Origin of the sequence: Paenarthrobacter sp. 2TAF44 (assembly GCF_052114885.1) — a bacterium.
Taxonomy (GTDB): domain Bacteria; phylum Actinomycetota; class Actinomycetes; order Actinomycetales; family Micrococcaceae; genus Arthrobacter.
In genome coordinates, this window is record NZ_JBFRFP010000001.1 from 328,962 (window position 1) to 343,757 (window position 14,796).

The 14,796-nt window shown below is 59.6% G+C and carries 15 protein-coding genes; 11 read left to right on the top strand and 4 right to left on the bottom strand.

All coding sequences use genetic code 11. The annotated features are described in order from the left end of the window. Positions 1–3 precede the first annotated feature (3 nt). The 4 genes from AB4Z15_RS01410 to AB4Z15_RS01425 are packed head-to-tail and all read left to right on the top strand — an operon-like array spanning position 4 to position 3,551. Positions 4–744 (top strand): alpha/beta fold hydrolase, encoded by a 741-nt coding sequence (locus AB4Z15_RS01410; RefSeq protein ID WP_442015702.1) that lies wholly within the window; start codon positions 4–6, stop codon positions 742–744. Next, positions 734–2,221, top strand: a complete 1,488-nt coding sequence (locus AB4Z15_RS01415; protein WP_442015703.1) for an aldehyde dehydrogenase — start codon at positions 734–736, stop codon at positions 2,219–2,221. The genes AB4Z15_RS01410 and AB4Z15_RS01415 overlap by 11 nt, the downstream gene beginning before the upstream one ends. 5 nt (positions 2,222–2,226) lie before the next feature. Then, on the top strand, positions 2,227–2,484 hold the full coding sequence (locus AB4Z15_RS01420; RefSeq protein WP_442005126.1) for a tautomerase family protein: 258 nt from the start codon (positions 2,227–2,229) through the stop codon (positions 2,482–2,484). After that, a complete protein-coding gene (locus AB4Z15_RS01425) occupies positions 2,484–3,551 on the top strand; it encodes an LLM class flavin-dependent oxidoreductase (protein WP_442015704.1) in 1,068 nt (355 codons plus the stop codon). The genes AB4Z15_RS01420 and AB4Z15_RS01425 overlap by 1 nt, the downstream gene beginning before the upstream one ends. Before the next feature lie 86 nt (positions 3,552–3,637). Here AB4Z15_RS01425 and AB4Z15_RS01430 read toward each other — a convergent pair whose 3' ends face one another. From AB4Z15_RS01430 to AB4Z15_RS01440, 3 genes are all read right to left on the bottom strand, one after another. Then, entirely contained in the window at positions 3,638–3,901 is a 264-nt protein-coding gene (locus AB4Z15_RS01430; RefSeq protein WP_442015705.1) for a hypothetical protein, read from the bottom strand. Positions 3,902–4,013: 112 nt separating this feature from the next. Continuing rightward, positions 4,014–5,441 (bottom strand): APC family permease, encoded by a 1,428-nt coding sequence (locus AB4Z15_RS01435; RefSeq protein ID WP_442015706.1) that lies wholly within the window; start codon positions 5,439–5,441, stop codon positions 4,014–4,016. Between the two features lie 10 nt (positions 5,442–5,451). Further along, positions 5,452–6,351: a carbon-nitrogen hydrolase family protein gene (locus AB4Z15_RS01440; protein ID WP_442015707.1), complete on the bottom strand. Its 900-nt coding sequence runs from the start codon at positions 6,349–6,351 to the stop codon at positions 5,452–5,454. 115 nt (positions 6,352–6,466) lie between these two features. Here AB4Z15_RS01440 and AB4Z15_RS01445 point away from each other — a divergent pair, with 115 nt between their 5' ends. Beyond that, on the top strand, positions 6,467–7,069 hold the full coding sequence (locus AB4Z15_RS01445; protein WP_442015708.1) for a TetR/AcrR family transcriptional regulator: 603 nt from the start codon (positions 6,467–6,469) through the stop codon (positions 7,067–7,069). Between the two features lie 7 nt (positions 7,070–7,076). On the opposite strand, the gene AB4Z15_RS01450 is transcribed toward AB4Z15_RS01445, so the two are convergent. Next, positions 7,077–7,964, bottom strand: a complete 888-nt coding sequence (locus AB4Z15_RS01450; protein WP_442015709.1) for a LysR substrate-binding domain-containing protein — start codon at positions 7,962–7,964, stop codon at positions 7,077–7,079. Between the two features lie 103 nt (positions 7,965–8,067). Here AB4Z15_RS01450 and AB4Z15_RS01455 point away from each other — a divergent pair, with 103 nt between their 5' ends. From AB4Z15_RS01455 to AB4Z15_RS01480, 6 genes are all read left to right on the top strand, one after another. After that, positions 8,068–9,660, top strand: coding sequence for an ABC transporter substrate-binding protein (locus tag AB4Z15_RS01455; protein ID WP_442015710.1), 1,593 nt, complete (start codon positions 8,068–8,070; stop codon positions 9,658–9,660). A 92-nt stretch (positions 9,661–9,752) separates the two neighbouring features. Then, a complete protein-coding gene (locus AB4Z15_RS01460) occupies positions 9,753–10,769 on the top strand; it encodes an ABC transporter permease (RefSeq protein ID WP_442015711.1) in 1,017 nt (338 codons plus the stop codon). Further along, the gene (locus AB4Z15_RS01465; protein ID WP_442015712.1) at positions 10,766–11,680 is read left to right on the top strand and encodes an ABC transporter permease; all 915 of its coding nucleotides are present in this window, start codon (positions 10,766–10,768) and stop codon (positions 11,678–11,680) included. The genes AB4Z15_RS01460 and AB4Z15_RS01465 overlap by 4 nt, the downstream gene beginning before the upstream one ends. Further along, positions 11,677–12,627 (top strand): ABC transporter ATP-binding protein, encoded by a 951-nt coding sequence (locus AB4Z15_RS01470; RefSeq protein WP_442015713.1) that lies wholly within the window; start codon positions 11,677–11,679, stop codon positions 12,625–12,627. The genes AB4Z15_RS01465 and AB4Z15_RS01470 overlap by 4 nt, the downstream gene beginning before the upstream one ends. Next, entirely contained in the window at positions 12,624–13,439 is an 816-nt protein-coding gene (locus AB4Z15_RS01475) for an ABC transporter ATP-binding protein (protein WP_442015714.1), read from the top strand. Before AB4Z15_RS01470 ends, AB4Z15_RS01475 begins: the two co-directional genes overlap by 4 nt. Before the next feature lie 3 nt (positions 13,440–13,442). Further along, positions 13,443–14,660 (top strand): serine hydrolase domain-containing protein, encoded by a 1,218-nt coding sequence (locus AB4Z15_RS01480; protein WP_442015715.1) that lies wholly within the window; start codon positions 13,443–13,445, stop codon positions 14,658–14,660. Positions 14,661–14,796: the final 136 nt, after the last annotated feature.

Consider the following 14,796-nt stretch of genomic DNA (forward strand, 5'->3'; position numbering starts at 1 on the left):
CCAGTGAGCCGCGCCCGCATCGCACTCATTCACGGAGTCGGCCTTGACGGGTCGATGTGGGGGCCGCTCCGTGAATTCCTCGAACCTGAGTTCGACATTCAAGTAATTGAACTCCTCGGCCACGGAAACCGGGCCCAGGCCGCGCCGGAAGGAATAACGCTCGCCGAACTCGCCGCGGACGTCGCGGGATACCTCGAACCCGGGACCCACCTCGTGGGATTCTCGCTGGGTGCCCTCGTCGCGCAGCACCTGGCCCGTTACCGGCCCGATCTTGTGGCCTCTTTGGTTTCAGTCGGATCAGTGTGTAACCGGACACCGCAGGAGCACGCCGCAGTGATGACGCGGTTGGCCTCAGCGGCTGCCGACTTTCCCGCCACCGTGGAAGCATCCATCCTTCGCTGGTATCCAGAAGGGTCCTCCGTGACGTCCGAATTGGTCGAGGCAACCAGAAAGGTCCTGCTTCGCAACGATCCCCAATCCTTCCTGGCCTGCTATCGGGTATTCGCAACTGCGGATGCAGAAATTGCCCCCGAGCTTCCCCGGATTACCGTTCCGTCCCATGCTGTGACAGGCGAGCTGGACCCGGGATCAACGCCCGAGATGAGTGCGAGGCTGGCCGCGGCCATCCCCGGCAGCACGTATTCCATCATCAGCGGGGCACGCCACATGATGCCCGTTGAGCGTCCCCAAGAGCTCGCCAACGAGCTGACAGCCTTCATCAAGGAGCATTCGAATGTCCACTGAACGCCGCTACGAACACTTCATTAACGGCGAGTGGGTTGCGCCATCCAATGGGGACTACTTCGACAGCAGCAACCCTGCAACCCTCGACGTCCTGTACCGCGCAGCACGCGGCAACGAAGCCGATGTCTCCAAGGCCGTTTCAGCAGCATCTGCGGCTTTCGAGAACCCGGCCTGGCGGGACCTGAGCCAGACCAAGCGCGGACACCTCCTCCGCCGGCTCGGCGATTTGATCGGCGAGCACGGTGACGAACTCGCCCGCATGGAATCCCTTGACAACGGTAAGCTCCTGCGCGAAATGCGGGCCCAGCTCGCCGCGATGCCCGAGTACTACTACTATTACGCAGGCCTCGCCGACAAGATCCAGGGCGACACCATACCTGGCTCAAGCCGCGCCATGCTGAACTACACGCTGCGGGAACCCCTCGGCGTCGTGGGTGCCATTACACCGTGGAACTCGCCCCTGACATTGACCACGAGCAAGCTGGCCCCCGCACTGGCGACCGGCAACACCATTGTCATCAAGCCCTCCGAATACACCTCGGCCACCGTCCTGCGCCTCGCCGCGCTGGCCGATGAAGCCGGTTTTCCGCCCGGTGTCATCAACGTCGTCACAGGGTTCGGCGCAGAGGCGGGGGCCGCGCTGGTGGAGGACCGCCGCCTGGCAAAGATCTCATTCACAGGCAGCACCGCCACAGGCGCCCGCATTGCTTCCTCAACCGCGTCCCGTTTCATCGGTTCAACGCTGGAGCTGGGCGGCAAATCCCCGAACATTGTTTTCGGCGACGCTGACATTGCCAATGCGTCCATGGGAGTAGTAGCTGGCATATTCGCCGCCGCCGGGCAGACCTGCATTGCAGGAAGTCGTGTGTTCGCCCACAAATCCATCTACGACGAACTGCTTGAGCGCGTTGCCAACCGCGCCCGCAGCATTGTCATTGGCGATCCCCTGCTTGACGCCACTGAACTGGGACCGTTGGCATTCCAGGACCAACGTGACAAGGTGGCCAGTTACGTGGATCTCGGTGTCTCTGAAGGGGCTACTGTCCTGACCGGCGGGGGCCGACCCAACACCGGCCTCGGCGGCTACTTCTTCGAGCCAACCGTCCTTACCGACGTGAACAACTCCATGCGTGTGGTTCGGGAGGAAATTTTTGGTCCCGTCGCAGCGATCATGCCCTTTGAAACCGAGGACGAAGTACTTCGCCTTGCCAACGACACCACGTACGGACTCGCCGCCGGCGTCTGGACCACCAACCTGGCCAGGGCACACCGGATGGCCAGCCGTCTGGAGGCAGGAACGATCTGGGTCAACACCTACCGCACCATGTCTCCCCAATCACCACGCGAAGGTTTCAAGACCAGCGGCGTGGGCGTGGAACACGGCATGGAAAGCATCCGTGAATACACCAGGGTCAAGAGCGTCTGGATCAACACCGACGAATCCCCCATCGCCGACCCCTTCATCATGAGGAGCTGACAATCTTGCCTCTTATCGAAGTCTCAATCGCCCGGGGCAGGACCCCCGAGCAGCTCCGATCGCTCATTGACGAGCTCCACCGCGCCGCCGAGATCTCTGTGGGCGCGTTGCCCGAAAATACCACGGTCATCATCCGCGAAATCCAGCACGAACACTGGTCCCGCGGCAATCAGACCATTGCCGAACGCAATGCAGCAGCCCAGGAAGCTGCCCCAAACATCGATTCGCCGGCACACGCCGCCGCAGAACGAAGGAGTCACTAATGCGGTTTTCCCTCTTCGTCCATATGGAGCGTTGGGACGAGTCCGTCTCCCACCGCGAATGCTTCGAGAACCTGACGGAGCTGGCCCTCCTCGCGGAAGCTGGAGGATTCAGCACCGTCTGGATCGGTGAGCACCACTCCATGGAGTACACCATCTCCCCCAGCCCCATGCCCCAACTCGCCTACCTGGCGGCGCGAACCTCACGCATCCGGCTGGGCGCCGGGACCATTATTGCGCCCTTCTGGAACCCGCTCCGCGTGGCTGGAGAGACCGCACTTCTGGATGTCATCAGCAACGGCAGAATGGAGGTAGGGCTCGCCCGCGGCGCTTACCAGTTCGAGTTCGACCGCCTCATGGGAGGCATGTCCGCGGTGGACGGCGGCAAGCACCTTCGCGAAATCGTTCCCGCCGTGCGCGCGCTCTGGGAAGGTGACTACGCACACGACGGCGAGATCTGGCAGTTCCCCACATCCACCAGCGTCCCCAAGCCCATACAGAAACCGACTCCGCCCATGTGGATCGCAGCCCGCGACATCTCCTCGCACGAGTTCGCGGTCGCAAACGGCTGCAACGTCATGGTGACCCCGCTGATGAAAGGCGACGAGGAAGTCGACGACCTCGCGCGCAAGTTTGATACCGCCGTCGAAAACAACCCGGGTGTCGCCCGGCCGGATCTCATGGTGCTCCGCCACACGCATGTCCACTCAGCCGACGAACCCGAGGGTTGGCGCCGCCCGGCAGAGGCCATCAACAAGTTCTACAGGACATTCGACGCCTGGTTTGGGAACAAGAACACTCCGATCAACGGCTTCCTCGAGCCCAGCCCTGAAGAAAAGTTCGCCGACCGTCCGGAGTTCACGCCGGAGTCCCTCCACCAAACGGCAATGATCGGGACCCCTGAAGAAGTGATCGAACGGCTCCGCCACTACGAGGCACTGGGCGTTACGGAGTTCAGCATCTGGTCCGACAACAGCCTCTCGCATGAGGAGAAGAAGCGCTCGCTCGAACTCTTCATCGAGCACGTTGTACCGGCTTTCCAGGAGGCCCCGGCAACTGCGGCCAGATAGCGGCGCCTTCCGTCCGGGCCTCGGGAAAGCTCGGGGTATATTACAGCCGACGACGGCGGGACTTTGCTGCCGTCGTCGGCGTGTTTCTAGATAGCTGCCTGACGTCCCCAGTCCTTAGGCTGGTTGCCGCTGGTGAGATCCCGTTCCACCGTTACTCCATAGGGAACATCAGAGCTCAGGTTCACCGTGTACATGTCAGGCCCGTGGCGGGTGACAATAATGCCCTGCCATCCTTCTGTCATCGAGTGGTCGCGGGCAATCTCCACAGCCGTGTTGATACTGTCTGAGATTTCTGTTGTCGATTGGCCTGTGATGTGGAAGTCGCGGCCGGCCTCGATCGTAATGATCATTGGACTCCTGCTTTGCTCTTTGTGTCGACTTGGATTGGTCGTCATTTCGCATGCCACGCAAGGACAGGCCTGGGCACCCGTGCCCGGCCCGTCCTTATAGTTGTCGGGGAGTTTAGATTTCAGTGGGCTGGACCGGGGCTGCTTTCTGCCTGGCTGCCCGCGTGTCGTCCGCCTTTGGCGGCAGAACGCTAGTGGGTTCGCCGGGCTGGCCCTCACGGTCTTGTAGCCGCATTTCTGGTGGTTCTTTGCGGAATCCTTTGGTGAGGAAGGCGAGGTAGAGCACGCCCAGGCCGATCCAGCAGACGCCGATGGTGATGGCGATGGGACTGAGCTGGGTTAGAAGGTAGATGTCGACGGCAGCCCCGAGTATTGGTAGGACGATGAAGCCAATGATCGAAAGGTCTTTTCCTTGCCGACGGCTTCGGATGAAGTAGGCGACGACGCAGAGGTTGACGGTGGTGAATGCCAGGAAGGCACCAAAGTTGATGAAGGAGGTTGCGACTTCCAAGGAGATGTTCAGTGCCAGCATGGCCACCGCACCGACGAGGACCAGATTGAAGATAGGCGTCCTGGTTCGGGGATGGAGTCGCCCGAAGAGTCGGCGGGGCAGGACTCCGTCGCGGCCCATGACGTAGAGGAGCCGGCTGGTGCTTGCCTGGATGGCGAGCCCCGAGGCGAACCCGCCGACGATGAAGAGCATATTGGTGATGTTGGCGTAAAACTGCCCGCCGACGAGAACCTGCATCGCGTATGCCGCGGTGGCTGCTTCTTCAAAGTCCCCACCGGGATGAACGAGCTGCATGATGTAGGAGACGACGGCAAAAATTACTCCTCCAACGAGGACTGTCAGGAGGATAGCCCGCGGAATATTGCGCTCGGCGTCTTTGGTTTCTTCGCTGAGTGTGCTGACGGCGTCGAATCCCAGGAAGGCGTAGGCAGCGATAGCCGCAGCCGCAGCGACGCCGCCTACCGTCGTCGCACCATTCCAGAAGGGGTCCGTGAACGAGGATGGCGGGTTTCCCCCGAGGTAGGCCAGGCAGTAGGCGATGAAGATCCCGATGAGGGTAACCACCAGGAGGGTCAGCGTCTTGTTGACACGGTCAGTGAGCACGATGCCCGTGACGTTGATGATCGTTGTCAGTCCTGCATTCAAGGCGAGCCAGGCCCAAACGGGGATGTCGGGAAACTGTGCTGCGAGGTAGAACGATTGGAAGAGCCAGGCCACGGTGGGAAGGAAGAGGTAGTCCAGGAGGATTGCCCACCCGACGAGGAAGCCGACGCGGGAATCGAGAAGCCGGCGCGCATACACGTAGGCCGAACCTGAGTTCGGAAAAATCTTCGCCATTTTTGCGTAGCTGAGGGCCGTCAGCAGCATGGCGGCAGTGGCGAGGGCGAATGCTGTTGGGGCAGTTCCGTCGCTGGTGGAGGAGATCACACCAAAGATCGTCATGACGATGCCCGGCGCCATATAGGCCAAGCCGAACACGACTACCGACAGCAGGGATAGTTTGGGGGTGAGTTTAATGTTCTCAGCGGACATGGGGAGTTCCTTAGGCTGGGTCAGTGCTGAGGTTGGTCAGGTTCGACGGGGAGTTGGTTTGCCGCCAGAGGCGGGGATCCAGCTGACCCGCGTAGAGCGGCAACGGAATGCTGTCATCATTTTCAGCGAACTGGTCCCAGGGGCGGGTGACGCCCGCAGTGCCATACTGACGTACATTCCCTACTTGGTCCAGGTCGATCACATCCACCAAGGTGGCGTCTTCAGGCCCGATCGCAGAGATCCGAACGCGGCCTTCAGGGTCAACCAGAAAGCTGCGTCCGACCCCGTGCATGCCGGCTGCGTTAACACTGGCAACGAAGTTTTGGTTGACGATTGCGTTGGCTTGGCCGATAACAACTTCCTGCACGCGGTCATTGGTCGGGGTTTGGACAACGTTAAGGACGAGCTCCGCGCCCATCCACGCCAAATGCCTGCTGTGCTCGGGGAACCAGGCGTCGTAGCAAATGGATAGACCGACCCGGCCGTAACCAGTCATATCGAAGACTACGAAGTCCTGACCGGAAGAAACGGTCTCGTAGGGTTTCCAGGGAAAGATTTTCCGGTAGGCGGCTACAGCTTTTCCTTGCGGGGAATACACGACGGCGGTGTTGTAGATTCGTCCGTCCGTGCCACGTTCGAGCACGCTGCCCGGCAAAAGCCAGATTCCAAGGTCTCCGGCAAGCTCGGAAAGAGTGCGCCCGCGCGGGCCATGGAGAGGTTCGGCCGAGGCTTCCATGTAGGCCTGCCGGCCCTCAGGACCCGGAGAGTCTGCCGTGTTCAAGTGCAGCTCGGGGTAAACGAAAAGGTCGGCAACCGCATGTGCTTTGACCTTCCGCTCGAGACCAGCAGCAAAATCAGTCAACGTCTCTGCAGGTGATTGCACAAGAGCGAGAGGGAGAAGTCGGGTCATGACAGGGAGTTTCCTTGCGTAAGCGAATTTCTTAAATAAAGATTAATTAAAGATTAATTAAGGAACTTGAGTGTGTCAAGGCTCACCTCGAGCGCGGTGTGAAAGCATTGAGATCATGGCAAGACCACGGAACCAAACAGAACGCAGGGATCAACTCGTAGCAGCGGCTGGACGAGTCCTCCTGGACAGAGGGTCCTCAGCGGCCCGCCTTTCCGACATTGCAAACGAAGCCGGTGTCACCCCAGCTGCGGTGCTGTACTACTACCGCGACGTTGACGAGCTCTTCAGCGAAGTCTTTCATCAAGGCGTTATGGAGTACTGTGACCGCAGGGAGGCCCGCATCCAGGCTGAGAGTGGCCCTGAAGCGCAGCTCAGGGCCTGCATCCATTCCGGCGTACCGTGGCCTGGGGAAAACGAAGCCGCTTCTCGGATTCTGGTGGAACTCATCCCGGTTTATCTTCGCAACGAGGCGGCCGCCCGGCAGCAGATGGCGTTCGTGGAGCGGCAAACGAATCTCTACAAGGGGATTCTGGAACGAGGCGCGCGGGAGGATGCATTCACGCTGTCGGCGACGGCCGGATTCCTGGCTCGGAGCTTCGTGGCCCTCGAGGACGGCCTTGTAATGGACGTCCTTCTCGGCGACCTGACACCGGAAGACGAGTACAAATTCCTGATCAGCTACGCGTCGAACATGGTGAAAACCAAGACAAGGGATTGATTTCCTCCTAAGTTCGCGCGGCCGGATACAGCTCCGATGTGAAACGCGAAAGGTTCTGCAGGCACTCCCCTATCGCAGGTGCAGCGAAATGCAGCGGATTCCACACGCCGAAGAGCGTGAACACCAGGTCCTTTCCGCGATGAGTGATGGGCATGGCGTGCACACCAAATCCCGGATCATCCGAGAGCACGCAGATCCCCTTGCCAGCGGCCGCCAACGCTTGGCCGACCCGGGCCGAGCGTACTTCAAATGCGGCCTTGTACGTGAGACCTTCGGCGCTAACAGCATCATCGAACATCGTGCGGACACCAAAATCAGTTGTCATGGTTATGAGGGGCCATTGCACGAGGTCCTGGAGGCTGATTTTCTCCCGCCCGGCGAGTGGGTGTTCGGCGTTGCACTGCGCCCATAGGAACGCCCTGCCAACTACAACCGATTCAAGCTCGGATGGTGGTGGCTTTGTTCCCAGCGCAAAGTCAGCGTTACCTTCGAGCAACGCATCGTAGACAAACTCAGGGGTTGCCTCGACAACATTGGTAAGGACTCCATCCGGCCCCTGCGAAACAATGAAAGGTGCGATAATGTCCGCGATGGTCGCAGAGGCTGCAGCTATCGTCAGCCGTTGGACCGAACCCCCGGCCATTGCACGTGCGGATGATTTGGCCTGAGCGGCGCGGGTGACCAGGTCCTTGGCGATGGGCAGAAACGCTGCGCCCGCCGCGGTCAGCGACAATTTTGCTCCTGATCTGTCGAAGAGGGTGAGCCCGAGGTCCTTCTCCAACAAGCGAAGCTGCCGGGATAAAGATGGTTGGGCCACCATCAAAGAGCGTGACGCAGCATTGATCGAACCTTCATCAACGATGCTCAGGAAATACGTTAAGTGCCTCAAATCCATATATGCCTCCAAGGTATTAGTCCTACCCATCATAGGCATTTCCCAGGCATAGCAGCACCTAGTTAGACTCGTCACACTTCCCCCCTTCTTCAAGGAGTCTCTCTTGGCACTCTCATCTCCAACCCCGGCTCGGACCGTCTTCGCTACGGCAGCCACAGTGGTTCTTGCCTTAAGCTCAGCAGGCTGTACGGCCTCTCCGGACGCATCGTCGAAGCCGGATGTGTTCACGGTTGCTGCGTCTGCTGCCATAACCACATGGGATCCGGTGCGTTCCTTTTCAACCGAGGCGCTGTACATGGGAAACGTCTATGAGCCCTTGCTATGGAAGAACCCTGAAGGCTCCGCCAAAGAATTCAAGCCGGCCATCGCCGAGTCCTGGAGCGCCAGCGAGGACGGAAAGGCATGGACCTTTAAGATCCGTTCGGGCGCAACTTTCCACGACGGCGAGCCCGTCAATGCTGCAGCTGTCAAGGCCAGCATTGATGCCGCCAGGGAGCGGGCAGCAGCATCCTTCATCTGGGCGCCGGTGGAGAGTATTGAAACTCCTGACGACTCAACTGTCGCTATCAATCTTAAATACGCTGCTCCGATGGACCTCGTAGCTTCCTCCACCTATGGCGCCTGGATCGTTTCCCCCAAGGCCTTGGCTGCATCGGCCAAGGACGAGAAGTACTTTGACGCCGGAATTGACGCGGGCTCCGGACCATACACCATCGACTCCTACAAACCCGGCTCTGAGGTCGTGCTCAAGAAGTTCAAGGACCACTGGAACAAAGAAGAGGCCCCGCACTTCGATGTGGTGGACATCTCCATTACGCCGGATGCGGTAACCGCCCAGCAAATGTTGACCGCAGGAGAGGTCGATTATGCAACCAGCATCCCGGTGGAAAACGCCAAGACGCTGGCGAATGACCCGAAGTTCACGGTGAAGGACTTCAACTCCCCCTTCAACTTCCTGGCCATGTTTAACACCAGCCGGGCACCACTGAATGACCCGGAGGTCCGCCGCGCGCTCAGCTACGCAATTCCGTATCAAGAGATCATCGACATCGGTGGGCAGGGCTACGGTACGCAGTCGCACGGCCCTGCTCCCAAGGGCATATTCCCCTACAGCGAGGATGTCCCCCAGTACTCCCAAGACTTGGAAAAGGCCAGGCAACTGTTGGCCTCAGCTGGTCATGCCGACGGCCTGAAGCTCACTCTTAGCTATGCCTCCGAAAACCCTGCGGAAGCCCGCTTTGTGCCACTGATCAAGGATGCGTTCGCCAAGATCGGTGTGGAAGTGGACGTCAAGGCCCAGTTGTTCAATCAGCAGTGGGATGCCGCCAAGGCCGATCCCGCAACAGCTCAGGACATTTTTGTGCTGTATTACTGGCCGACCTACAGCGACGCGGGCAGTGACAACCTCACCACACTGTTCCATTCCAGCGAAAAGCCATCCTTCAACTTGAGCTACTGGAAATCCCCCGAGTACGACGCATTGGTGGATAAGGCGGCAACACTGACAGGAACGGACAGGTCTGCAGCCCAGGACCTCTATGAGGATGCCATGCAGCTCCTTTATAAGGAGGCACCTGCTGCGTTCCTCTACGATGCCCGCGCCGTCTCCGTCGTTCCGGCTGGACTGAACATTTCCGAGTTCAACGAAAATTATCCCTTCACCGTGTTCTTCGCATCCATCAAACCCGCTGCCTAGCCATCCCTTCTGAGATGCGGCCCGGGCTCGTTGAACCGGGCCGTATCTCCCCTGCTCTGACCTTCATTCCATCATCCAAGATAAGGAGAACCATGTTGCGCTTCGTCCTCAGACGGCTCATTACATCGGTGCTGGTTCTCGCCGTGCTCACAGCGATCGTCTTCGTACTATCCCGTATAGTTCCCAGCGACCCTGCCGTCATCTATGCCGGTCCCAAGGCCCCGCCGGCCGAGCTTGACCGGGTCCGCCAAGAGCTGGGTTTTGATCGTCCCATCTTCATTCAGTACTTCGAATACTTGAGGAACCTGGTCACCGGCGACTGGGGTAATTCTCTTGCCACAAAACGCCCCGTATTGGACGAGCTGCTCACCCGCCTCCCGGCCACATTGGAACTCATCGGTTTTGCCATAGTTCTGGCTGTTATGGCAGGCGTCATCCTGGGCGTGCTGGCCTCCCGCCGCCCTGGCGGATTCCTCGACGGAGCAATCCGTTTCCTCTCTATCGGAGGGATTTCCGTGCCCGCCTTCTGGCTCGGGCTGCTCCTTCAACTGTTGTTCGTTGGAGGGATGGGAATACTTCCAGCCACTGGGGAATTCAGCAACTCCATCAAATACTCCAACCCCATCACTCATGTGACCGGTCTTCCCCTGTTGGACAGCATGATCACCGGCAACGGCGTGGCCTTCACCGACGGGTTGCAGCACATGATCCTGCCGGCCCTCACCCTGGCCGCATACCCTCTCGGACTCGTTGCACGAATGACCAGGGCCGCCATGCTCGATGTCATGAACCAGGATTACATCTTCACCGCCCGGGCCTACGGTCTGAGGGAGTCCGCCATCCGGTGGCGCCTCGCCCTGAAAAATGCTCTGCCACCCGTCCTGTCTATCGCCGGAATGGCTGCAGCCTACGCCCTGACCGGAACCTTCTTCGTCGAAGCTGTCTTCAACTGGCCAGGGATCGGGCAGTTCGCTACATCCTCCATGCTTGCAGTGGACTACCCGGCCATCATGGCAATTACACTCATGGGCGCCACAGCCTACCTGCTGGCCAACCTTCTGGTGGACATCCTGCAATCCCGAATCGATCCCAGAGTGAGCATGTCATGAGCCCCACCACCCAAATCGCCGCCCCTAGCCTTTCCGGGACGACCGGAGAACAGCGAACCCTCACACCGATCAAGCTACTCAAACAGACGCTGGGCCGTGACCGTTTGGCCGCCGTCGGCGCCATGATCATTGTCCTTCTCGTAATCTTGGCTGTTTTTGGGCAATGGCTGGCACCTTTCCCTGATCAGGGAATGGGTGCGACCAATGCCTCCGCCCGAAACCTCGCCCCCAACGCCTTAAACTGGCTAGGCACCGATCAACTCGGTCGTGACGTTCTCAGCCGCATCATCATGGGCGCGAACCCGGCGCTCACCATATCTTCCGTCGTTGTCGCGGCCGCTGCCCTCATCGGCATTCCCCTCGGCGCTGTCGCCGGGTATTGCGGTGGTTGGCTCGACGAAGCCTTGATGCGTGTGACCGAGATCTTCCAGGCCTTCCCGCCTCTGCTCCTGGCCATGGTGACCGTTGCGATTCTTGGGCCAAGCCTGACCAACGCCGGTATCGCCTTGGCCATCAGCTGGTGGCCCTGGTATGCGCGCCTTGTGCGAGCGGAAGCAAAATCCCTTCGGGAACGCTCCTACGTCGAAGCAGCCCGCGCCATGGGCATTCCGCAACTGCTCATCATCAGCCGCCATATACTTCGCAACTGCATGACGCCCATCCTCGTCCAAGCAACCGTTGACATCGGTACTGTGATCCTGGCCGCCGGATCCCTGGCATTCATCGGTCTTGGAACTCAGCCGCCCTTGCCCGACTGGGGCCTGATGGTCGCCGAAGGACGAGGTCTTATCTTCAGTTCCTGGTGGATAGCCACCTTTCCGGGGCTGGCCATTTTTGTGGCCGTCCTGGGATTCAACCTCCTCGGAGATTCGCTGCGCGACCTCCTTGACCCCAGGCAGGTAAAGCGATGACGCACGTACTTAGCATCCGCGATCTAAACGTCGAATTCACTGACCGGGGGAAGGTTACCAACCGCCCCGTCCGCGGGATCGACCTTGATGTTTCCGCCGGAGAAATTCTCGGCCTGGTAGGGGAAACCGGCTGCGGCAAGTCACTGACTGGACTCGCAGCCTTGGGGATCCTTCCACGGGGTGCACGGCGTACCGGGCAAGTGACCATCAGCAATGATCCCTTAGGGGCCGCATCAGAACCAGGCGGTTCAGTGGCCATCGTATTCCAAAACCCCGGAACTGCCTTCAACCCCGTCTTCACCCTTGGCCGCCAACTCAGCGATGTCCTGACCCGACACCAACAGATCTCAAGGTCCGAAGGCAAAGCTGAAATCATACGACACCTGACCTTGGTCGGCCTTCCCGACCCCGAACGTGTCTACCGCAGTTATCCGCATCAATTGTCCGGCGGGATGCTGCAGCGGGCCATGATTGCCATGGCTTTGCTACGCCAGCCCCGGCTATTGATCCTGGATGAGCCGACCACGGCTCTGGACGTCACTGTCGCCCGGCAAATTTTGGTCCTCATTGACGAACTCCGACACAAGTTTGGGTTCGGTGTGCTGCTCATCAGCCATAACCTTGGCATCATTCGCGATGTATGTGACCGGGTGGCGGTCCTCTACGCAGGCAGGGTGATCGAAACCGGAACTGTGGAAGCGGTCATGAACAACCCACGCCACCCATATACCCGCGGCCTTCTGGGCGCCCTCCCAGCAGGGCGAACCCACGGCCAGCGACTGAACGCCATCCCTGGAACAGTGCCGGGAAACCTCCTCTCCCTCACAGGGTGCGCCTTCAGAAACCGTTGCTTGCATGCAGTCACCGACTGCTCCCTCACCGACCCGCTCCTCACCGAGACAGGACCACACCAGGCAGTAGCCTGCCTCCAGGAAGCCGAACTATGACCAGCGTTCTCACCCTCGAAAACATCGTCAAAACGTTCCCGCACCACAGAAGAGTCTTCACCGCAGTCGACGACGTCTCCCTCAACATCCAGGAAGGTACCGTCTACGGCCTGGTCGGAGAATCCGGCTCCGGCAAGAGTACCCTGGCCCGCTGCGCCATGCAGTTAATGCGCACAACATCCGGGCGTGCCATCTTTGAAGGACAAGACCTCGGCATGCTCGCACCCAAGGCACTGCGCACTGTCCGTTCGCGAATGGGAATAGTACTGCAGAATCCCGTGGCGGCTTTGAATCCACGCATGACCATCGGGGCTTCAGTGGCAGAGCCACTACGGACCCACACTTCCCTGAAAGGGCAGCCCCTTCAAGCAAGAATAAACACTCTGCTTGACGAGGTCGGACTGGGAGCGGAACACGCCCACAGGCTCCCACACCAGCTATCCGGAGGACAATGCCAACGCGTTGGCATAGCACGCGCCTTGGCCACCTCGCCCCGTCTCCTGATCTTGGATGAACCCACCAGCGCGCTTGATGTTTCCGTCCAGGCCCAAATTTTGAACCTGCTCCAGGACCTGCAGCAACAAAAAGGGCTGACGTATCTGCTGATCTCTCACGATCTTGACGTCGTCCGCTACCTCAGCGATGAGGTAGCGGTCATGAGGGCGGGCAAGATCGTCGAAAGTGGACCAGCCGAACAGATCTTCGCCAACCCAAGCCACGACTACACCCGCAAACTCCTTGAGGCTGCCCCAGGGCACGGCCAGCCAGGCATCGCAGACTCCCACACCTTTAACACGCAAGGCAGCGACTAGAACATGGTAGAGACAACAGCTAACGGTTTCCTCCTTACAAGTCCCGGTAAGATCGACCGCTACACCGGCCAAGACTTCAACGAGCCCGTCACCTTGGACAACTGGCAGGAAAGCCCATTCAACCGCTGGGGCTTCGCTCACATCAGTGAACTCGTTACTACCGCAACGATCCGTCGGGGCAGCTCATCCCAGCCCTTCATGGGAATGGCTGCAGACACCACGGAACAAGCAGAGAAGTGGAGCAGTGTTGACCAGTTCCTGGAATCCACGCACACAGACGCCATCGTGGTACTCCAGCACGGAAACATGGTCATGGAGCGCTACTTTGGCGCCTTCCAACCGCACGACCGGCACGTCCTGATGTCTGTTTCCAAATCCATCTGCGCGCTCACCATAGGCATTCTGGTGGGCAAAGGACTCATAGACACCCAACAGAGTGTCCGCCACTACGTCCCTGCGCTAGCGGGAAGCGCTTACGGTAACGCGACGATCCGCCAAGTGCTCGACATGACCGCCGCAGTCCGCTACAGCGAGAACTACCTGGATGCAGACGCAGAAGTCCAGCAGCAGGACAGGATCGCCGGCTGGCGTCCAAAGCTCGAGACAGATTCAAGGGACACTTACGAATTCCTCACGCGCCTCCAACCTGACGGCGAACACGGGCGATCATTCCAGTACTGCTCGGCTAGTACAGACGTGCTGGCATGGATCATTGAAAACGTCACCGGAAAGCGATACGCCGAAGTCCTCTCGGACGAACTATGGTCCCGGCTTGGGACCAGCGATGATGCACTCATCACCACCGATTCCGGTGGGTTCGCATTTGCGAACGGCGGAATCGCCTGCACCGCACGGGACATGGCCAAAATCGGACAGCTAATGCTGGACGAGGGAAAAGCCAACGGGCAAACAATCGTCCCATCATGGTGGATCAAGAACACTATGCGCGGCGGAGACCCGCAACTGGCCCGGGGAACGGCCTACCAGCAAGTCCACCCCAACGGCTCATACCGAAACCAATGGTGGGTCCCCGGAGATCCGCGAGGCACGGTCTACGCTGCCGGGATCCACGGCCAATTCATCTGGATTGACCCGATCAGCGACACAGTAATCGCGAAGTTCTCCTCCTGCCCACAGCCGGTCGCGCTCGAACTCAGCCAGACGCATGCCGAAGGTTTCAGGCAAATGGTCAACATCCTGGAACACACTCGTACCGGCTGACTTGCATTCGGCGTAAAGGACTTCACTCTCTGGTTCGTGAACAGTCTTTCCCGCAAGGTAGCCCCCTTTCCGTCCACATCTCAAGAAGGTTCCAGAGGACCTTGCAGCCGACGACGGCGGGAGTTCGCCGCCGTCG